This is a genomic window from Novosphingobium lentum NBRC 107847, from assembly GCF_001590965.1.
GTDB classification, from domain to species: domain Bacteria; phylum Pseudomonadota; class Alphaproteobacteria; order Sphingomonadales; family Sphingomonadaceae; genus Novosphingobium; species Novosphingobium lentum.
In genome coordinates, this window is the sequence record NZ_BCTW01000006.1 from 107,947 (window position 1) to 128,227 (window position 20,281).

Here is a 20,281-nt window from a genome sequence, read left to right on the forward strand (position 1 = left end):
GTCAACCCGGCTGGCAGCATTTTCAGAGAATTGGAGGGCCGGGTGGAATACTTCCGGCCCCCACAGCCGCGATCAGCCTCCGTTGCGCGCCCGGGCCACATCGTCCTGCGTCACCGGCACGATCTTGATCTCGACCCGGCGATTGCGCGAGCGACCTTCTTCGGTGGCGTTGGACGCGACCGGTTGCGTTTCGCCGAAGCCTTGGCTGCGGATGCGCGCCGGGTTGACCCCGTGCGAGGTCAGGTAATTGGCCACGGCCTGAGCGCGCCGTTCCGACAGCGCCTGGTTGTAAGTGTCCGAACCGGTCGAATCGGTGTGTCCGTACACGTCGATCAGGCTGTCGGGGTACTGGTTCATCGAGGCGACCAGCTTGTCCAGCGTAGCGCGGAAGGTGGGGTTGATCTCGCTGCTGTCGGTGGAGAAGGTCACGCCGTCGGGCAGGTTGACCAGGATCGCCGCGCCGTTGTCGGTGGTCGAGACATCGACCCCGCTGCCGGCAGTGCTCTCGCGCAGTTCCTTGATCTGCTTGTCCTTCTGGTAGCCCACGGCAGCGCCCGCGACGCCGCCGATGCCGGCGCCGATGATACGGCCGGTGCCACCGCCGATCAGTCCGCCCAGCAATCCGCCGGCGATCACGCCGCCGACGCCGCCGATGGCGGTGCGCGACACCTTGCGCTCTCCGGTGTTGGGATCGGTGACGCAGGCCGACAGGCTGATCAGCGAGACGGCCGCCAGACTGGCGGTGAGGATGCGGCGAATTTTCATGGGACGTCCTTTCGGTTTTTGTTGTGCGACCAGCCCTGCGACCAACAGGCTACCGTGGTGTTTCAGAACGCGATGCAAACGTCCAGTCTTGAGGTTCAGTTCCCACCCGACGCTCCGTAACGCCACGTTCAGGGACTTCGCTCGCCCGCGTTTTTCTGCTAGCGGATCGCGCGTGTCCCCCTTTCCCTGGCCAGACGTCTTCATCATCGCAGGTCTCATCCTGCTCAACGGTCTTTTCGCCATGTCCGAACTGGCGATCGTTTCGGCGCGCCCGGCGCGGCTGCGGGTGGCGGCCGAAGGCGGCAGCGGCGCGGCGACCACCGCGCTGAAACTGGCGGCCAACCCGGGCAAGTTCCTGTCCACCGTGCAAAGCGGGATCACCCTGGTCGGCATCATCGCCGGCGCGTTTTCGGGGTCGAGTCTGGGCGGGCCGATGGGCGAGCGGCTGGCCGCGATGGGTGTTCCGGCGCGCTGGGCACCCGAGGCCGGGTTCGTGCTGGTGATCGCGGTGACCACCTATTTCAGCCTTGTCGTGGGCGAACTGGTGCCCAAGCAGCTGGCGCTGCGCGCGGCGGAACCGATCGCATTGATCGCGGCGCGGCCGATGGCGCTGCTGGCGCGGATGACCGCGCCGCTGGTGTGGCTGCTCGACCGGTCGTCCAACGTGCTGCTGCGCCTGCTGCGCATTTCGCACCCGGGCGAGCATCAGGTGACCGCTGAGGAACTGCAGATGATCTTCGCCGACGCCACGCGATCGGGCGTGATCGAGGAAGACGAACGCGCGATCATGACCGGGATCATGCGACTGGCCGAACGCCCGGTGCGCGAGGTCATCACCCCGCGCACCGAACTGCACTGGATCGATCGCGGCGCCAGCGAGGACGACTTGCGCACCGCGATCGCCGACAGCCCGCACAGCCTGCTGCTGGTCGCGGACGGGTCGGTCGACAACATCGTCGGCGTGGTCAAGGTGCGCGACGTGCTCGACGTGCTGCTGCGCGGGCAGCGCGTGCAACTGGCGCGCCTGATGAAAAAGCCGGCGATCGTGCCCGATCAGCTCGATGCGATGGATGCGCTGCGCGTGTTGCAGCAGGCCGACATCGCGATGGCGCTGGTCCACGACGAATACGGCCACCTTGAAGGGCTGGTGACGCCCGCCGACCTGCTGTCCGCGATCGTCGGCAATTTCGTGTCGCACCAGGACGACGGCGACCAGCCGATGGTGGTGGAGCGCGAGGATGGCTCGCTGCTGATCGCGGGCGCGCTGCCCGCCGATGCGCTAGCCGATCGCCTGGTGATCGATCTGCCCGACGACCGCGATTTCGCCACCGCAGCGGGCTTCGCGCTGTCGGTGCTCAAGCGGCTGCCGCACGAGGGCGAACACTTCACCGATCAGGGCTGGCGGTTCGAGATCGTCGACATGGACGGGCGCAAGATCGACAAGCTGCTGGTGGGGCGCACCGCCAAAAGGCTGCCCGACGCGGTGGAAGCCGACGGGTAGAAGCGCGACCCGGTTTCACATTACGCCGCTACGTCCAGACACCGCCACGTCCAGCAACGCCGCCAGCCCCGCCAGATCCTCCGCAAAACGGCGTTCCTCGCGGGCTTGCGCGTCACCGTCCAGCCGCAGCAGATAGCTGGGATGGACCGTGATCCACAGCTGCGTGCCATCGGGCTGCGGGATCGCCCGCCCGCGCTCGCGCCCGATCGCAGGCGTTCGCCCGAGCAGCCCGCGCGCCGCGCTGGCCCCGAGTGCCAGGATCACCCGGGGCGCGACGATCGCGCGCTCGCCGTCGAGCCACCAGCGGCAGATGTCGATTTCGCCCGCGGTCGGCGTCTGGTGCAGCCGCCGCTTGCCGCGCGGTTCGTATTTGAAATGCTTGACCGCGTTGGTGACGTAGGCGGCGTCGCGGTCGATCCCCGCCTCGCGCAGATGCCGATCGAGCAACTGGCCCGCCGGACCGACGAACGGACGCCCTGCGATTTCCTCGGAATCGCCCGGCTGTTCGCCCACGATCATCAGCCGCGCCTGGGGAGGTCCCTCGCCCATCACCGCGCGGGTGCCGTTGCAGCCGATCGCGCAGCGGGTGCAGCCGCTGACGGCCTTGCCGATCTCGGCCAGCGACCCCGGAACGGGCTCGTCGAACAAGGTCTTGCCGGTATCGATCATGGCCGCCTCGCGCTGCTGCGCCCCGGCGACCAGTTGGGCGATCATGCTCGCCTCGGGCAGGTTCTTCCAGTACTTGCGCGGCATTTCCTTGAGCATCGCCCCTACCTTCAGCCGCGCCGGGTTGAAGATCGAACGATAGTAGGCGAGCCACAGTTCCTCGGTCAGATCGTCGCTCGGCAGGTCGGAACGATTGGCGGGAGGACTTTCGAACAGCCCCGCCCCATCCCAGTGCAGCGACAGCCGGGGGGTCAGGATCGACCAGCGCTCATTGGCGAAACGGCGCACGAAGAAATCGGCGTTGGCGCGCTCGATCCGGTGATCGGGCTCGAACCAGGCGATCATCCGCTCGCTGCCATCGCAATCCTGCGCCGAGCGAAACCGCACGAACGCGCGCATCTTGTGAATGTCGCGCCGCACCTGCCGCGCCAGCCCGTGCAGCGCCAGCACATCGCGATCAGCGGCATCGTCAAGCAAATGCGGTTGGCGCTGCAGCCGCCACAGCACGCGATACAGCAGGGCCAGCCGTTGCGGATCGCGGTGCAGAATCACGCTGCGCGCAAGATCGAGGAAACCGCGCGAGGCCCGCACCGGGCGCATGGACACCACCGGTCGACCTTCAGTATCCGCCACCCCGAACAGATCGCCGGTGCCCTCTCCGGCATCCGACCACGCCACGTCGTCCGGCGCACACCCGCGCCCGACAAGACCGCGCGCCAGTTCGCGCCAGCCCTCGAAATCATCGGGTTCGGCCAGCGTCGCGGCGATCACCCGAACAGCTCCAGCTGCCGGGGTGGCGCCGCCAGCCCCGCGCGCAAGTCGCTGCGATCGGTCAACAGGGTCGGGCGCCAATCGACGGTGACGATGAACGGGCGCAGCTTCTTGAGCGAAACCGTGACGCGCGCCACGTCTTCCAGCCGCAGCGTGCGATGGCGCCGCGCCGCCAGCAGCGCCTTGACCGCCTTGGTCCCCAGCCCCGGCACACGCAGCAGCGCCTCGCGCGGGGCGCGGTTGAGATCGACCGGGAAATTCTCGCGAAACTTCAGCGCCCAGGCCAGCTTGGGATCGATATCGAGCGGCAGCATCCCGTCCGCGCTGGTCGCCTGCTGCACCTCCAGCGGGGCGAAGCCATAGAACCGGATCAGCCAGTCCGACTGGTACAGGCGGTGTTCGCGCAGCAGCGGCGGGCGCTTCAGCGGCAGCACCGCGCTGGCATCGGGGATCGGGCTGAACGCGGAATAATAGACGCGGCGCAGGCCGAACCGGTCGTACAGCGTGCTCGCCTTGCCCACGATCTGCGCGTCGCTGGCGCCATCGGCCCCGACGATCATCTGGGTGGACTGGCCGGCGGGCGCGAATCGCGGCGCCTTGCGGTAATGCTTGCGCGCATCCTTGGCATCGACGATCGCGGCGGACAGGTTGCCCATCGTGCCCTCGATCCGGCCCGCGTCCTTGTCCGGCGCCAGCCGCAGCAGCCCCGCCTCGGTTGGCAGTTCGACGTTGATCGACACGCGATCGGCCCACAGCCCGGCTTGCGCGACGAGGTCCGGATCGGCCTCGGGAATGGTCTTGAGGTGGATGTAGCCGCGAAAATCGTGCGTCTCGCGCAACGTGCGCGCAACCTCGATCAGCTGCTCCATCGTGTGGTTGGACGACCGCACGATGCCCGACGAGAGGAACAATCCCTCGATATAGTTGCGCTTGTAGAACGACAGCGTCAGGTCGACCACTTCCTGCGGTGTGAACCCCGCCCGCCGCACGTTGGAGCTTTTGCGATTCACGCAGTAATGGCAATCGAAGATGCAGTGGTTGGTCAGCAGCAGCTTGAGCAGCGAGATGCAGCGGCCATCGGGCGCATAGGCGTGGCAGATGCCCATGCCCTCGGTCGAGCCCACGCCGCGCCCGCCCCGGCTGTCACGCTTCTGCGTGCCAGACGAGGCGCACGAGGCATCGTATTTCGCCGCGTCGGCCAGAATCTCCAGCCGTTCGAGAATGCCTGGTTGCGCCATAAGTTCTTGATATGTTCTATAACTCGTTTGCGCAAGCACCAAGGCGCGGCGGCGCTCGCCGTTGGAGTGCATCGCGGTGTCGGGCGAGGACCGGCGGCCTGAACGCGCCTGCCGGACCCCGGCGCAACTTACTTGGGGGGAACGCTGGCCTGCGCTTCGCGGCCGTCGCCCTGCGGGGCCGAGAGGATGTCGCGGGTCACCGCGCCCTTGGCCACGGTGTTGGTCTGCGGATCGCCGACCGCGCTGCGGATACCGGGCGAGGCGGTGCCGGCCCGGCTGCCGACATCGGCTTCGACCGCGCTGCGCGGAGCCGGGCCACCAAACAGCGCGTCCATCGCCTGCTTGCTGGCGTCGCTGTCCTGCGGGCGCGGCGCGCCGGGGTTGGGCGGGGTCAGCGAGAAGTCGGGCGGCACCACCAGTGGTGCCTGGCGCGACACGGCGAATTCATCGGGGCGCGAACGGTTGAACAGCGAGCCGCCCGCGCCACAGGCGGACAGCAGTCCGGCAGCCGTGGTCAGAAGGCAAATCGTGGCGGCTTTACGCATCATGCATTCTCCGTGGCGGGCGCATCGGCAAGCGACGCATCACCCGAATGGGCTTCACCCGATTTGGCGGGCTTTTCGCGCAGAAGCACCGACCGGGCAAGCAGTATCAGCACGCCCACGGTGATCGCGGCATCGGCGATGTTGAAGATCAGGAACGGGCGGAAATCGCCGAAGTGCAGGTCGGCGTAATCGACGACATAGCCGCGCGACAGGCGATCCCAGATGTTGCCCAGCGCGCCGCCCAGCACCAGCGCCAGCGCGGTGATATCGCCCCGCGCCTTTTCGCGCAGCAGCCAGATCAGCACGCCGATGGCGATGGCCGAGGTCATCGCGACCAGCCCGTACTTCGAAGCAGCCGAGGTGGCGGTGAACAGGCCGAGCGAGACGCCGTAGTTTTCGGTCCAGCGCAGATCGAAGAACGGCAGCAGCGGGATCAGGCCCTTGTCCTGCAACAGCAGCGGCCCGGTCAGCGCCCATTTCACCAGGCGATCGACGCCGAACACGGCCGCTGCGAAGACGAGGCCGCCCAGGCGGTTGCGGGTGAGGACACTCATGGCGCGGCATCCATGGTGGCGACAACATGATCGCAACGTGAACACAGCGCGCCGTCCTCGGTCACTTCGGGCAGATGGCGCCAGCAGCGGCCGCATTTGTGGTGGGCGGTGCGGGTGACGGTAACGGGTCCGTTAAACTCACCTAGCGGCTCGACCAGTGTCACACGGCCAGCGATGCACAGTTCTGCCCAATCGATTCCGTCGTACTGACCCTCGTAAGCGACGTGCATCGGTACAATTACATTCGCTTCCATGCTCGTGCCGAGGATCTTTTCTCGCCGATGCGGTTCGATCGCTTCGTTCACACCATTGCGAATGACTCGGATCGACTTCCACTTCTCCACCAACTCGTCGCCCCGGACTTGATCCGGGGCTTGGCTGTCTTCCAGCGCCGCGTCAGCAGAAAAGCCAAGGCCCGTGTCAAGCACGGGCCGACGGGGAAGGGTGGGCCACTCCAGCAGATGCACGCTGTCGCCATCGGGATAGCGCGTGCCCCACACCTCTTCGCTGGTGAACACCAGCACCGGCGCGGCATAGCGGACCAGCGCGTGGAACAGCGTGTCGAGCACGGTGCGGTAGGCGCGGCGCTTCGGGTCCGTGGGCGCATCGCAATAAAGCGAGTCCTTGCGGATATCGAAGAAGAACGCCGACAGGTCTTCATTGCAGAAGTCGGTCAGCGCGCGGACATACGTGTTGAAATCGTAGTCCTGCACCGCCTGCTTCAGCGTGGCGTCGAGCTTGCCCAGCAGCGCGAGCATGTACCGCTCCAGCTCGGGCATTTCGTCCACCGGCAGCTTCTCGGCATCGGTGAAGCCTTCCAGCGCGCCCAGCAGATAGCGGAACGAATTGCGCAGCTTGCGATACTGGTCGGCCACCCCGGCCAGGATTTCCTTACCGATGCGGTGGTCCTCGGTGAAATCGACCGACAGCGCCCACAGCCGCAAAATGTCCGCGCCGTAATCGCGCATCAGGTCGATCGGGCTGATGGTGTTGCCCAGCGACTTGGACATTTTCATGCCCTTCTGATCCATGGTGAAGCCGTGGGTCAGCACGCCCTTGTACGGCGCATGGCCGCGCGTGGCGCAGGCTTCAAGCAGGCTCGACTGGAACCAGCCGCGATGCTGGTCGCTGCCTTCAAGGTACAGGTCGGCACGCGGGCCGGTCCAGCCTTCGGGGCGGAGCAGTTCGGGCCAGCGCCCGGATTCGAGCACGAACGCATGGGTGCAACCCGAATCGAACCACACGTCGAGAATATCGCTCACGCGCTCGTAATCATCGGCGAGGTAATCCGCGCCCAGGTATTCCTGCGCGCGCGCATCGCTCCACGCATCGACCCCGCCGGCGCGGACGCCCGCGACGATCCGTGCGTTTACCGCCGGATCGGCAAGGTAGGCGTTGGTGCCCTTTTTGACGAACAGCGTGATCGGCACGCCCCACGCGCGCTGGCGCGACAGCACCCAGTCGGGTCGCCCTTCGACCATCGAGCCGATGCGATTGCGGCCCTTTTCGGGCACGAAGCGCGTGGCGGCGATGGCGGCCATTGCGCGCTCACGCAAAGTCTTGGCGGGGAACGCTGCGTGATAAGCCGCACCGTCACCTTCTAGGTCTTCAGGCGTAACGTAAGCCGGCAGATCCTTGTCCATCGGCACGAACCACTGCGGCGTGCAGCGGTAGATCACTTTGGCCTTGGAGCGCCATGAATGCGGATAGCTGTGCTTGTAGTCGGCACTGGCGGCAAGCAGCCCGCCCGCCGCGCGCAAGTCGGTGCAGATCGGCCCGTCGGGCGCGTTGAACTTGGGGTTGATGACCGAGCCCTGCCCGCCGAGCCACGCCCAGTCGGCGCGGTACTTGCCGTCGGCTTCGACCGCAAACACGGGTTCGATGCCGTGCGCCTTGCAGAGCGCAAAATCGTCCTCTCCATGATCGGGCGCCATGTGGACGAGGCCAGTGCCGCTGTCCGTGGTGACGAAATCGCCGGCGAGGAACGGGCGGGGGCGCTCGAAAAACGCGACCCGCCGCGCCCATTCCTCATCACCAACCTGCCCGTCGGCCCGGACTTGATCCGGGCCTTGGCTGTCTTGTCCGGGCGTGGCGCTGGAAGAAAAGCCAAGCCCCGTGTCAAGCACGGGGCGACGAAGATAGTTGGCCATCGGATGACGCGCGACGGTTCCGGCGAGATCGGAGCCTTTTGCAATGAACATCAACTCCGACAAGTCGTCAAAACCGATATCATCTGACGTTGCAGGTTCGAACCTGACACCTACACGTTTCAAAAATGCATCGCGCAATTCGGCGGCGACCAGATATCTTCTCCCGCCGAACCGAACCACGACGTAGCTAACCTCCGGCCCATACGCGATCGCTTGATTCACCGGGATCGTCCAAGGCGTCGTCGTCCAGATCACCGCATAAGCGCCGACCAGCTCGGCAATCGGCGACTCAACAATCTCGAACGCCACGTCCACCTGCGTGGAAACGATATCCTCGTACTCGACCTCAGCCTCGGCCAGCGCGGTTTTTTCCACCGGCGACCACATCACCGGCTTGGCACCGCGATAGAGCTGGCCGCTTTCGGCGAACTTCATCAGCTCGGCGACGATCGTCGCCTCGGCCTGGAAGTCCATCGTCAGGTACGGGTGGTCCCAGTCGCCGTTGATGCCCAGCCGCTTGAGCTGTTCGCGCTGCGTATCGACCCAGCCTTGCGCATAGGCGCGGCATTCGGCGCGGAACTCGACCGGATCGACCTGATCCTTGTCCAGCTTCTTCTTGCGGTACTGCTCCTCGACCTTCCACTCGATCGGCAACCCGTGGCAGTCCCATCCGGGCACGTACGGCGCGTCCTTGCCCAGCAGGGTCTGCGTGCGCACCACCATGTCTTTCAGGATATGGTTGAGCGCGTGGCCGATGTGCATGTCGCCGTTGGCATAGGGCGGGCCATCGTGGAGGATGAATTTTTCGCGGCCCGCACGGTTGGCACGCAGCCTGGCGTAGAAGTTCTGCGCCTGCCACGACGCGAGAATGCCCGGCTCCTTTTGCGGCAGGCCTGCCTTCATCGGGAAGTCGGTCTTCGGCAGGAATACGGTGCTGCGGTAATCGCGTTGTTCGGTCATGATCGCCCAAATCTCTCAGAGGGGCGCGCTTAGGAGTTTCCTTGCGGTGTCGCAATCCTTGGTCATCTGCACGGTCAGCGCCTCGATCGTATCGAACTTTGCCTCGGGCCGCAGGAAGTGGTGGAACGCCACCTCGACCTCCTGCCCATAGAGGTCTTCGGCGAAATCGAAGAAGAACGGCTCGAGCAGTTCCTTGGGCGGATCGAACGTGGGGCGAATGCCGATATTGGCCGCGCCCTGCAGCACGCGCCCGTCGGGCAACGTGCCGGTCACCGCATAGATGCCGTAGCGCGGGCGCAAATAGGTTCCCAATGGCAGGTTGGCGGTGGGATAGCCGATGGTGCGGCCCAGCTTGTCACCATGCTGGACGATCCCGCGTATGGCGTAAGGCCGCGTCATCAGCTGTGCCGCGCTGGCGCAGTCCCCCGCCTGCAACGCCTGGCGGATACGGCTGGAGGACACCACCTCACCCGCTTGCTCGACCGGGCCGACGCTGCGCGTCGCCAGCCCGCAAGCCGCGCCCATCTCGGACAGCAGCGCCAGGTTGCCGCCGCGCGCCTTACCGAAGGTGAAGTCGATGCCGGTGACCACCCCCGCCGCGCCAAGCTGCTGGTGGAGCAGGTCGGCCACGAAACCGTCGGCGGTGATCGCGGCAAACTCCGCATCGAACGTGAACACCAGCATCGCGTCGGCCCCGGCAGCCGCGAACAGTTCCTGCCGCTGGTCGAGCGTGGTCAGCCGGAACGGCGGCGTATCGGGCCGAAAAAAGCGCACCGGATGGGGATCGAACGTGGCGACGATCGCCGGGCGGCCTTCGGCCTGCGCCCAGCGCACGGCTTCTCCGACCACGGCCTGATGCCCCAGGTGGAAGCCATCGAAATTGCCCAGCGCGATGATCGCACCACGCAAGGTTTCGGGCAGCGGATCGCGCACGTCGAGCCGGATCATGCGGCCCATCCGTTCGGGCGTTCCAGCGTGACGAAATCGAACGCCGGGCGGCCAGCGGCGGCGGGGTGCACATCGCGCGCGACCACATGCCAGTCCGCGCCGGGTGGGGGCATCCGCGTGTCGCCGGCATAATCGCCGTGGACTTCGGTCAGTTCGATCCGGTCTGCGCGGGGCAGGAACAGCGCGAAAATGTCGGCGCCGCCGATCACCGCGACGTCTGCCGCATCAATCCCGGCCAGAGCGACCGCACCATCGACATCGTGCGCCACTTCCGCGCCATCGGCCTGCCACGCGGCATCGCGCGTCAGCACGATATGGCGGCGGCCGGGCAGCAGGCCGGGCAGCGATTCGAACGTCTTGCGCCCCATGATCATCGGCTTGCCCAGCGTCAGCGCCTTGAACCGCTTGAGGTCGGCCGGGATATGCCACGGCAGCGCGCCGTCGATGCCGATCGTTCCATCATCGGCGCGGGCAACCACCAGCACGATCGTTCCGCTCACAGCAACAGCCGCGTGACATGGCCCATCTTGCGCCCCGGGCGGACCGCGGCCTTGCCGTAAAGATGCAGGTGGTTGGCCGGATCAGACAGGATCTGCGCCCAGTCGTGCGCGGCATCGCCGATCAGGTTGTCCATCACCACGCCCTTGCAGGCCAGCGACGTGTCGCCCAGCGGCAACCCGCAGATCGCGCGAATGTGATTCTCGAACTGGCTGGTGAGCGCGCCCTCGATCGTCCAGTGCCCCGAATTGTGCACGCGCGGCGCCATTTCATTGAACAGCGGGCCCAGCGGCGTGGCGAAGAATTCCAGCGTCAGCACGCCGACGTAGGACAGCGCCTCGGCCACGCGTGTCGCCAGCCCGCGCGCATCGGCAATCTGGCTTTGCACCAGCGGCGAGGCCGGGACGGTCGATCGCGACAGGATGCCGCGCGCATGGACGTTTTCCGCCGAATCCCAGAACCGGATGTCGCCATCGGCGCCCCGCACCAGGATCACCGAGAACTCCGCCTCGAATTCGACGAACGCCTCATAGATCGCGGGGTGACCGGCGAACGCGTGCATCGCGTCGTGCGCGGCGACATCGTCGGCGATGCGCTGCTGGCCTTTACCGTCATAGCCGTCGCGGCGGGTCTTGAGGATGCCGGGCAGGCCGATCCGGCCCAGCGCATGGCGCAAGTCCGCCACCGTGCCCACCGGCGCGAACGCCACCGGCACCCCGCCCAGATCTTCGGCATAGCGTTTTTCGGTGAAGCGATCCTGCGCGATTTCCAGCGCGCGGCGCGGCGGGTGCAGCGGCGCCGCGACCTTGACCGCCGCCAGCGGTTCGACCGGCACGTTCTCGAATTCGTAGGTGACCACCGCGCACGATTTGGCAAACGTTTCGAGCGCCTTGCGATCGTCCCACGCGGCGCACGTGAATTCGGCGCAGACATCGGCGGCGATGCTGTCCCGCTCGGGCGCAAAGACGTGGCAGCGATAGCCCAGTTGCGCCGCGGCCAGCGCCAGCATGCGGCCCAGTTGCCCGCCGCCGAGGATGCCGATGGTTTCGCCGGGCGGGATCATCCGGTCGCCGTTGGCCGCAAGGCCACGCTTTCGGTCTGCGCGGCGCGATAGGCCTTCAGCCGGGCGGCCAGCGCGGGATCGGAGGTGGCGATGATCGCCGCCGCCAGCAGCCCGGCATTGGTCGCGCCCGGAACGCCGATCGCCAGCGTGCCCACCGGGATGCCGCCGGGCATCTGCACGATCGACAGCAGGCTATCCATGCCGGAAAGCGCCTTGGATTCCACCGGCACGCCCAGCACCGGCAAATGCGTCATCGCCGCGACCATGCCCGGCAAATGTGCCGCGCCGCCCGCGCCCGCGATCACCACGCGAAACCCCTCGTCTGCCGCGCCGCGCGCGAAATCGCACAGCCGATCGGGCGTGCGGTGCGCTGAAACGATGCGGCAGTCGTGCGCCACGCCCAACTTTTCGAGCGCGGCCGAGGCGTGGCGCATCGTTTCCCAGTCGGACTGGCTGCCCATCACGATTGCCACCACCGGCGCCACGACCGGGCTTGCGGGCGGCACGTCACTGCTCATCGTTCAATGCCCCCCTTGGCCCGCACGCTCAGCGTTCGGACAAGTAATAGCGGTCCTGCGCCTTAAGATCATGATCCAGTTCATAGACGATCGGCTGGCCCGTGGGAATTTCCAGCCCGGTGATCTCGTCGTCCGATATGGCCGAAAGGTGCTTGACCAGCGCGCGCAGCGAATTGCCGTGCGCCGATACGATCACGGTTTCCCCGGCGAGCAAGGCGGGCGCGATCTTTTCATCGTAGCACGGCAGCACCCGGGCGATCGTGTCCTTGAGGCTTTCTGTCGCAGGCACCGTGATCCCGGCATAACGCGGATCGGAAGCCAGATCGAATTCGCTGCCCGCCTCCAGCGGCGGCGGCGGAATATCGAAGCTGCGGCGCCAGATCTTAACCTGATCCTCGCCATGCAGCGCAGCGGTCTCGGCCTTGTCGAGCCCGGTGAGCCCGCCGTAATGGCGCTCGTTCAGGCGCCAGTCCTTGTCTTCGGCCACCCACAGCCGGCCCATCGCTTCCAGCGCCAGATGCAGCGTCTTGATCGCGCGCGTCTGCAGCGAGGTGAACGCAATCGTGGGCAGCACGCCCTTGTCCTTGAGCAACTGCCCGGCGGCGAACGCCTCGGCGGCGCCCTTTTCGGTCACGTCGACGTCCCACCAGCCGGTGAAACGGTTTTCAAGGTTCCACTGCGACTGGCCGTGGCGGATCAGGATCAGGCGAGGCATGACAGGTCCCTGGATGATGAGCGCGCGAAGCGCTGGCCCGTAGCGTTCAGAAGCGCGTTTGGAAAGATCACTCGCGGATTTCCGCCGGAGTTTCGACCTCGCCGGGCGCTGCCCCGGCATCGGCGGTGCTGGCCATGGCCCGCGCCTGCGCCTTGCGCAGCCGCAAGTTGTCGCGCAGCCGGGCGGCCAGCCGCTCGTCCCGGTCGGCAGCGGACGTTCGCGCAGGCGGGAGCGGCTTGGTCGCAGGCGTTCCGGTATCCATGACACCGTCCTGCCGCGCGGGCCCGCCAAGGGCAAGCCCTGCTTGACAAAGCCACCCCCCGCAGCCAATAGCGCGCCCCTGCCCGATCCGGTGCTTTGGCGCCCGGGCAGGCCCGGTAATGGTGGGCTGCTGTAGCTCAGTGGTAGAGCGCATCCTTGGTAAGGCTGAGGTCGGGAGTTCAATCCTCCCCAGCAGCACCATTACCCGTTCGCCTGAGTGCAAGGGCACTTTCAGGCGAGCAGATCGGCCCATTCGGGATGACGGCGGAACGCCGCCTCGACATACGAACACTGCGGATCGATCTTCCAGCCGTTGGCGCGCGCATCGGCGATCAGCGCCTTGACGAGGTCTGCCGCCACGCCGCGCCCGCCGATTTCGGGCGGGACCAGTGTGTGATCGGCCACCAGCGTATCGCCCTCGCGGGCATAAGTCAGCCGCCCGATGACATCGCTGCCCGTTACAGCAGCCCGGTATTCGCCGGTTCCACCGTCTTCGTGATGCGTGATCGTGGTGCCGTCCATGTCCGTTATCCCTTGCCTGCCGCCCCGCTGCCGGGCCCTTGCCACACTTGACCGACAACGCGCACGCCGTCAGGGCGGTTTTGCGATGAAATTTTTCTCCGACAACGCCGCCTCGGTCCACCCCAAAGTGTGGGACGCGCTGAAACAGGCGGATTCACCCGATTCCGCCTATGACGGCGATGCTATCAGCCAGCGGCTCGACGCGGCGTTTTCCGACCTGTTCGGCACCGATTGCGCGGCGTTGTGGATCGCCACCGGCACCGCCGCCAACTGCCTCGCGCTCGCCGCGCTGTGCCCGCCGCATGGCGGGGTGGTGTGCCACCGCGAGGCGCATATCGAGGTCGATGAAGGCGGCGGCCCGGGTTTCTACACCCACGGTGCCAAGCTGATGCTGGCCGATGGCGAAGGCGCGAAGATCACCCCTGCTGGGATTGCCGCGCTGATCGACCCGATCCGCGACGATGTGCACCAGGTTCAGCCGCACGCCATCTCGATCACGCAGGCGACCGAATATGGTCGAGTTTATTCCGTCGATGAAGTCGCGGCGCTGAGCACATTCGCGCGGCAACGCGGACTGGGACTGCACATGGACGGCGCGCGCTTCGCCAATGCCGTGGCGCACCTGGGCTGCATGCCGGGTGCGATCACTGCCGCTGCCGGGGTGACCGCGCTGAGCTTCGGCTGCGTCAAGAACGGGGGCATGAACGCCGAGGCGCTGGTGTTCTTCGACCCCGCACTGGCCGACCTCACGCGCTATCGCCGCAAGCGTGCCGGGCACTTGCAGTCCAAGGGCCGCTTCGCCGCCGCGCAACTGCTGGCGATGATCGAGGACGACCTGTGGCTCGACAACGCGGGGGCCGCCAATTGCGCCGCGCAGGAAATCGCCGCCTCGTGCGGGGATCGCCTGCTCCACCCGGTCGAGGCGAACGAGATCTTCGTGGCGCTCGCCCCGGCAGAGGCCGCCGCCTTGCGCGCGCTGGGCTTCGATTTCTACGATTGGCCGGCGCCCGCAGGCCGGCCCGGCGCGGCGCGGCTGGTGACGTCGTGGAACAGCGATCCAGCCCACGTCGGCGCACTGGCCAAGGCCATCGCCGCGCTGTGACCCAGCCCCACGGCACCGCACATTTCTGGCAACCGCGCATCGTGCTGCCGTTTGCGCTGGTGACGTTGATCTGGGGTTCGACCTGGCTGGTGATCAAGGACCAGGTCGGTAGCGTGCCGCCGGGCTGGTCGGTGACCTATCGCTTTGCGCTGGCCGCCGCCGCGATGTTCGGGCTGGCGCTGGTGCGCGGTGAAAAGCTGCGGCTCGACGCAGCGGGACAGCGGCTGGCGGCGACCATCGGCGTGCTCCAGTTCGCGATGAATTTCCAGTTTGTCTATCGCGCCGAGACGCACCTGACATCGGGCATCGTCGCGGTGCTGTTCGCGCTGTTGCTGGTGCCCAACGCGCTGCTGGCGCGCGCCTTTCTGGGCCAGCCGGTGACGCGCGGGTTCCTGGCGGGGTCCGCCATTGCGCTGGCCGGCATCGCGCTGCTGCTGCTCCACGAATATCGCATCGCGCCGGTGGGCGGCAAAGTGCTGCTGGGCGTGGTGCTGACGCTGACCGGCATCCTCTGCGCATCGGGCGCCAACGTGCTGCAGGCGAGCCAGGCCGCGCGCAGCCGCCCGATGCTGCCGGTGCTGGCATGGGCGATGCTGTGGGGCACGCTGGCCGACGTGGTGGTGGCCTGGGTGCTGGCGGGACCGCCGCAGTTCGAGACGCGAACCGCCTATCTCGGTGGGATCGCCTATCTCGCGATCGTCGGGTCGGTGGTGACCTTCCCGATCTATTTCCAGCTGGTGCGCTCGCTGGGGCCCGGCCGCGCCGCCTACAACAGCGTGGCCGTGCCGGTGGTGGCGATGCTGCTGTCGACGCTGTTCGAAGGCTACCGCTGGTCGCTGCTGGCGGCGGCCGGGGCAGTGCTGGCGCTGTCGGGGCTGATGGTGGCGTTGCGGGCGCGCCGCGTTTGATCGCCCGGCGATTTTCCGATTCGGATCACAGAGCCACGCTTGATCCAACACCGCTCGTCCTGAGCTTGTCGAAGGACCGCCGTTCTTTCTACCACCGCTGACGTGAACGACAGTCCTTCGACAAGCTCAGGACGAGCGGGGAGGAAGGAAACGACCTGCTGCGATCTCGAACGAACTTGTTGTCGGTCCAGAATCGGTGCCAGCAATCCCGCGCAATCCCTCGCGGTAAGTCGGATACAGCGGCGCCCAGCCCAGCAGCCGCCGCGCCTTGCCGTTGGCGACGCGGCGGTTCTCGGCATAGAACGCCCGCGCCATGGGAGAGAGCCCGGCCTGTTCCAGCGCCAGCATCGGCGGCACCTCGCGGCCGAGCAACCGGCACGCTTCCTCGATCACCGCATTCTGGCTGGCGGGCAAGTCATCGGCCAGATTGTACACCCCCGGCGGCCCGTCGAACGAGGCGATAATCCCGCTGGCGATATCGTCGACATGCACCCGGCTGAACACCTGCTGCGGCAGGTCGATGCGATGCGCCGTGCCCTCCCGCACGCGGTCGAGCGCGCTGCGCCCGGGGCCATAGATACCCGGCAGCCGCAACACCCGCACCCGCGGATCGAGCGCCCCCCACGCAAGGTCCGCCGCCGCGCGCGCGCTGCGCCGACCTGTGCCGACCGGCGCGCTCTCGTCCACCCACGCCCCGCCGGTGTCGCCATAGACGCCGGTGGATGAAAGGTAGCCGATCCAGCCCGCCGCGCTGCGCACGATCGCATCGCCGTAGTGCAGCAGCACCGGATCGCCCCCGCCAGCGCGATCGGGCGGGACCGAGGACAGCACGTGGCTTGCCCCCGCCAGCGCGCTTTCCACGCCTGCGCGATCGGCAAAATCGAGGTCGCCCGCGCGGCCCGTGCCGTGCACGGTCCAGCCTTCGTCGCGCAACCGCGCCGCCAGCACACCCGCGCTGTAGCCCATTCCGAAAATCAGCATCGTTGCCATCGTTTGCGGCCATATCGCGAATTGCCGCGCCCTGCACGAGTGCTAGAGTGCGGCGATGAACGATCTGGCCACACCCCCCTCGCCCACCGTTTCGACCAGCCCTGCCGAAACGGCCTCCCCCCCACCCGCGCCCACGGTGGTACGCCGGCTGGATTATCGTCCGCCGGCCTGGCTTGTGCCTGATATTGCACTCGATTTTGCGTTGAGCCTCGACAGCACGCGGGTGACGAGCCGCTTGCGCATCGAACGCAATCCCGATGCCGAACCCGAAACGACTCTGCGGCTCGATGGCGATGGCCTTGCGGTCGCCTCGCTCAGCATCGACGGGCAATTGCGCAACGACTGGCGGATGGATGGATCGGACCTGCTGATCGATCTGGCAGGCGACGCCCACGATCTGGTGATCGAAACCGTGGTCAACCCCGCCGCCAACACCCAGCTTTCGGGCCTGTATGCCTCCAACGGCATGCTGTGCACGCAGTGCGAAGCCGAAGGGTTCCGCCGCATCACCTTTTTCCCCGACCGGCCCGACGTGCTGAGTCGCTATCACGTGCGGATGAGCGGCGACAAGGCGGCGTTCCCGGTGCTGCTGTCCAACGGCAACCCGGTGGCGCAGGGCGACAACGCCGATGGCTCGCACTGGGCCGAATGGGACGATCCGTGGCCCAAGCCTTCGTACCTGTTCGCGCTGGTCGCGGGCGAGCTTCTGGCCAACCGCGCCAGCTTCACCACGCGATCGGGCCGCGATGTCAGCCTGGCGATCTTTGTTCGCCCGGGCGACGAAACCCGCACCGACCATGCCATGCGCTCGCTCATCGCCTCGATGACGTGGGACGAGGACGCCTATGGCCGCGAATACGATCTCGACGATTTCAACATCGTCGCGGTGTCCGACTTCAACGCCGGCGCGATGGAGAACAAGGGCCTCAACGTGTTCAACACGCGCTACATTCTCGCCGATCCCGAAACCGCCACCGATGGCGATTACGACGCGATCGAGGGTGTGGTCGGCCACGAATATTTCCACAACTGGTCGGGCAACCGCGTGACCTGCCGCGACTGGTTCCAGCTGAGCCTCAAGGAAGGCTTCACCGTGCTGCGCGACCAGCAGTTCAGCGCCGAGCGCGGATCGCCCCCGGTCAAACGGATCGAGGACGTGCGGATCCTGCGCGGATCGCAGTTTCCCGAGGATTCGGGACCGCTGGCGCACCCGATCCGGCCCGACAGCTATCAGGAGATTTCCAACTTCTACACCGCCACGGTCTATAACAAGGGCGCCGAAGTCATCCGCATGATGACCGTGATGGCCGGGCCCGACGCTTTCCGCAAAGGCACCGACCTCTACTTCGACCGCCACGATGGCGAGGCGGCGACGTGCGAGGATTTCATCAAGGCGATCGAGGATGGCGCGGGTCTCGACCTCACGCAGTTCCGCCGCTGGTACGAACAGGCCGGCACGCCCCGGATCGAGGCCGAAGCGGTGCACCATCCCGCTACGCAAAGCGTGACGCTGACCTTGCGCCAGACCGTGCCCGCCACGCCCGGCCAGCCCGACAAGCAGCCGATGCCGATCCCGCTGCGCACCGCGCTGTTCGACCGGGCGACCGGCAAGCACCACGGCGAACAGCTGCTGCTGCTGACCGATGCAGAGCAGAGCTTCACTTTTGCGGGATACGACACACCGCCGGTACTCTCGATCAACCGCGGCTTTTCCGCGCCGGTCGCGATCGCCACGCAGCTGCCGACGGCGGACCTGCTGTTCCTGGCCGAGCATGACGACGATCCGTTCGCGCGGTACGAGGCGATGCAGCAACTGGTGGTGCAGCACCTGGTCGCGGCGGTGACCGGGCAACTCGATGCGAGCGCACTGGAACGCGGACGGCGCGAGATCGGCGAAGCATTCGCCGCGATCCTGGCCGACTCCGGGCTCGACGATCTGATGCGGGGTGAACTGGTGATCCTGCCCGGCGAAGGCTATCTGTCCGAACAGCTGGCGGTCAACGAACCGGCCAGGATCCATGCCGAGCGCGAGGCGCTGAAAGCATGGCTGGGCCAGCATCTGGGCACCGAGTGGCGCGCGCTGCACGATCGCTGCGCAGCGGTGCCCTACAGCCTCGAGGCGGCGGCACGCGGTGCGCGCAAGCTCAAGACGCAGGCGCTGGTGTATCTCGCCGCAGGCGATCCCGCCGAAGCCGTGCGCCGCGCCAAGGCGCAGTACGATGCGGCCGACTGCATGACCGACCGGCAGGGCGCGCTGATGACGCTGTGCGGGCTCGACGATCCGGCACGCGAGGAAGCCCTCGCCGATTTCCACGACCGGTTCGCGGGCAACGCGCTGGTGATCGACAAGTGGTTCTCGCTGCAGGCGGGATCGCTCAACCCCAAGGCGATCGAACATACCAAGGCGCTGGCGACGCACCCCGACTTCACCATGACCAACCCCAACCGCGTCCGCTCGCTGTACATGGCGTTCGCGGCCAATCCGCAGGCGTTCAACGCGGCCAGCGGCGAAGGCTATCGCATCATCGCCGACCTGATCATCGCGCTCGATCCGATCAACGGCAGCACCGCCGCACGGTTCGTGTCGCCGCTGGGCCGGTGGAAGAAGATGGAGCCGGGCCGCGCCAAGCTGATGCGCGCCGAACTGGAGCGTATCGCCGCGACCCCCGGCCTGTCGCGCGACACCACCGAGCAAGTCCAGCGCAGCCTTGCCGGCTGAGCGCGGCGTGATCGAAACCGTAGCGCCGGTGGAGGTGCTGAACGCACCGGCGCTGGCCGGAACCGCGCACGGCTTCCTCGGCCGGCGCGGCGGGGTGAGCGACGGCTTGCACGCCGGGCTCAACGTCGGGCTGGGTTCGGATGACGGGCGCGACGCCGTGCTGCAGAACCGGCGCCGCGCCGCCGACGCGGTGCTGGCGGGCGCACCACTGGTGACCGTCCACCAGATCCATTCGCCCGATGTCGTGACCGTCAGCGAGCCGTGGGGCGATGACGCCCGGCCCCGCGCCGATGCGCTGGTCACCCGCCAGCGCAGTGTGCTGCTGGGCATCCTCACCGCCGATTGCGCGCCGGTGCTGCTGGCCGATCGTGAGGCCGGAGTAATCGGCGCGGCGCATGCCGGGTGGCGCGGTGCGCTGGGCGGGGTGACCGACGCCACCGTCACGGCGATGGTGGCGCTGGGAGCAAGCGTGGCGAACATCGCGGCGGTGGTCGGCCCGTGCATCGCGCAAGCCAGCTACGAAGTCGATGCGGCGTTCGAGGCCAACTTCGTCGCCGCCGATACGTACAACGCGCAATTCTTCAAGCTCGGCCGCGCAGGCCATGCGTGGTTCGATCTGGAAGGCTACGTTGCCACCCGGCTCACCGCCGCCGGGGTCGGGAAAGTCGAGCGGCTGGGCGAGGACACGTACAGCCAAGCTGACCGCTTCTTCTCGTTCCGCCGCGCGACCCATGCCGGAGAGCCCGACTATGGGCGCCAGATCGCGCTGATCGGGCTGGAATAGATTTTCGCTCATCATCCCATCCCCGCTCATGTCGAGCGAAGTCGAGACACGCTACGCCATGCTCGAAACGTGGCGCGACCTCCCCCGACTTCGCTCAGGATGA

At 67.1% G+C, this 20,281-nt stretch carries 19 protein-coding genes and 1 tRNA gene; 6 read left to right on the forward strand and 14 right to left on the reverse strand.

The features are described from left to right. Window positions 1-72: 72 nt before the first annotated feature. Window positions 73-765 carry a YiaD family glycine zipper/OmpA-like lipoprotein gene (locus NL2_RS06885; RefSeq protein WP_068073299.1) on the reverse strand — a complete coding sequence of 231 codons (693 nt, stop codon included), beginning with the start codon at window positions 763-765 and terminating at the stop codon, window positions 73-75. Between the two features lie 172 nt (window positions 766-937). On the opposite strand from NL2_RS06885, the gene NL2_RS06890 reads away from it, so the two are divergent. After that, window positions 938-2,266 carry a hemolysin family protein gene (locus NL2_RS06890; protein ID WP_068073301.1) on the forward strand — a complete coding sequence of 443 codons (1,329 nt, stop codon included), beginning with the start codon at window positions 938-940 and terminating at the stop codon, window positions 2,264-2,266. A gap of 15 nt (window positions 2,267-2,281) precedes the next feature. Here the strand turns inward: NL2_RS06890 and NL2_RS06895 are convergent, their stop codons facing one another. The 11 genes from NL2_RS06895 to NL2_RS06945 form a co-directional block, all read right to left on the reverse strand. After that, entirely contained in the window at window positions 2,282-3,703 is a 1,422-nt protein-coding gene (locus NL2_RS06895) for a UdgX family uracil-DNA binding protein (protein WP_068073303.1), read from the reverse strand. Then, complete coding sequence (locus NL2_RS06900; RefSeq protein ID WP_068073305.1) at window positions 3,700-4,941, reverse strand: putative DNA modification/repair radical SAM protein; 1,242 nt, start codon at window positions 4,939-4,941, stop codon at window positions 3,700-3,702. Before NL2_RS06900 ends, NL2_RS06895 begins: the two co-directional genes overlap by 4 nt. 128 nt (window positions 4,942-5,069) lie before the next feature. Next, entirely contained in the window at window positions 5,070-5,486 is a 417-nt protein-coding gene (locus NL2_RS06905; protein ID WP_068073492.1) for a DUF3035 domain-containing protein, read from the reverse strand. Beyond that, on the reverse strand, window positions 5,486-6,040 hold the full coding sequence (lspA, locus tag NL2_RS06910; protein WP_068073307.1) for a signal peptidase II: 555 nt from the start codon (window positions 6,038-6,040) through the stop codon (window positions 5,486-5,488). The genes NL2_RS06905 and lspA overlap by 1 nt, the downstream gene beginning before the upstream one ends. Next, window positions 6,037-9,150, reverse strand: a complete 3,114-nt coding sequence (gene ileS, locus NL2_RS06915) for an isoleucine--tRNA ligase (RefSeq protein WP_068073309.1) — start codon at window positions 9,148-9,150, stop codon at window positions 6,037-6,039. The genes lspA and ileS overlap by 4 nt, the downstream gene beginning before the upstream one ends. 15 nt (window positions 9,151-9,165) lie before the next feature. Beyond that, on the reverse strand, window positions 9,166-10,098 hold the full coding sequence (locus tag NL2_RS06920; protein ID WP_174522596.1) for a bifunctional riboflavin kinase/FAD synthetase: 933 nt from the start codon (window positions 10,096-10,098) through the stop codon (window positions 9,166-9,168). Then, complete coding sequence (locus NL2_RS06925) at window positions 10,095-10,598, reverse strand: dihydrofolate reductase (protein WP_068073311.1); 504 nt, start codon at window positions 10,596-10,598, stop codon at window positions 10,095-10,097. Before NL2_RS06925 ends, NL2_RS06920 begins: the two co-directional genes overlap by 4 nt. Further along, on the reverse strand, window positions 10,595-11,659 hold the full coding sequence (locus NL2_RS06930; protein ID WP_068073313.1) for a 5-(carboxyamino)imidazole ribonucleotide synthase: 1,065 nt from the start codon (window positions 11,657-11,659) through the stop codon (window positions 10,595-10,597). Before NL2_RS06930 ends, NL2_RS06925 begins: the two co-directional genes overlap by 4 nt. After that, complete coding sequence (gene purE / locus NL2_RS06935) at window positions 11,656-12,177, reverse strand: 5-(carboxyamino)imidazole ribonucleotide mutase (RefSeq protein ID WP_068073315.1); 522 nt, start codon at window positions 12,175-12,177, stop codon at window positions 11,656-11,658. The genes NL2_RS06930 and purE overlap by 4 nt, the downstream gene beginning before the upstream one ends. Window positions 12,178-12,205: 28 nt before the next feature. Beyond that, entirely contained in the window at window positions 12,206-12,892 is a 687-nt protein-coding gene (gene gpmA / locus NL2_RS06940) for a 2,3-diphosphoglycerate-dependent phosphoglycerate mutase (RefSeq protein WP_068073317.1), read from the reverse strand. 67 nt (window positions 12,893-12,959) lie between these two features. Then, window positions 12,960-13,154 carry a hypothetical protein gene (locus NL2_RS06945; RefSeq protein ID WP_068073319.1) on the reverse strand — a complete coding sequence of 65 codons (195 nt, stop codon included), beginning with the start codon at window positions 13,152-13,154 and terminating at the stop codon, window positions 12,960-12,962. A 125-nt stretch (window positions 13,155-13,279) separates the two neighbouring features. Here NL2_RS06945 and NL2_RS06950 point away from each other — a divergent pair. Continuing rightward, window positions 13,280-13,354: transfer RNA gene (locus NL2_RS06950), tRNA-Thr, on the forward strand. A 30-nt stretch (window positions 13,355-13,384) separates the two neighbouring features. On the opposite strand, the gene NL2_RS06955 is transcribed toward NL2_RS06950, so the two are convergent. Further along, complete coding sequence (locus NL2_RS06955) at window positions 13,385-13,675, reverse strand: GNAT family N-acetyltransferase (RefSeq protein ID WP_068073321.1); 291 nt, start codon at window positions 13,673-13,675, stop codon at window positions 13,385-13,387. Window positions 13,676-13,760: 85 nt separating this feature from the next. Between NL2_RS06955 and NL2_RS06960 the strand changes: the two genes are divergently transcribed. Continuing rightward, complete coding sequence (locus NL2_RS06960) at window positions 13,761-14,777, forward strand: threonine aldolase family protein (protein ID WP_068073323.1); 1,017 nt, start codon at window positions 13,761-13,763, stop codon at window positions 14,775-14,777. Next, window positions 14,774-15,685 (forward strand): DMT family transporter, encoded by a 912-nt coding sequence (locus NL2_RS06965; RefSeq protein WP_068073325.1) that lies wholly within the window; start codon window positions 14,774-14,776, stop codon window positions 15,683-15,685. Before NL2_RS06960 ends, NL2_RS06965 begins: the two co-directional genes overlap by 4 nt. Window positions 15,686-15,811: 126 nt before the next feature. On the opposite strand, the gene NL2_RS06970 is transcribed toward NL2_RS06965, so the two are convergent. Further along, the gene (locus tag NL2_RS06970) at window positions 15,812-16,675 is read right to left on the reverse strand and encodes a Rossmann-fold NAD(P)-binding domain-containing protein (protein ID WP_068073326.1); all 864 of its coding nucleotides are present in this window, start codon (window positions 16,673-16,675) and stop codon (window positions 15,812-15,814) included. Window positions 16,676-16,730: 55 nt separating this feature from the next. Here NL2_RS06970 and pepN point away from each other — a divergent pair, with 55 nt between their 5' ends. Both pepN and pgeF read left to right on the forward strand, forming a co-directional pair. After that, the gene (gene pepN / locus NL2_RS06975) at window positions 16,731-19,394 is read left to right on the forward strand and encodes an aminopeptidase N (RefSeq protein WP_068073328.1); all 2,664 of its coding nucleotides are present in this window, start codon (window positions 16,731-16,733) and stop codon (window positions 19,392-19,394) included. 10 nt (window positions 19,395-19,404) lie between these two features. Further along, on the forward strand, window positions 19,405-20,178 hold the full coding sequence (gene pgeF, locus NL2_RS06980; RefSeq protein ID WP_157083090.1) for a peptidoglycan editing factor PgeF: 774 nt from the start codon (window positions 19,405-19,407) through the stop codon (window positions 20,176-20,178). Window positions 20,179-20,281: the final 103 nt, after the last annotated feature.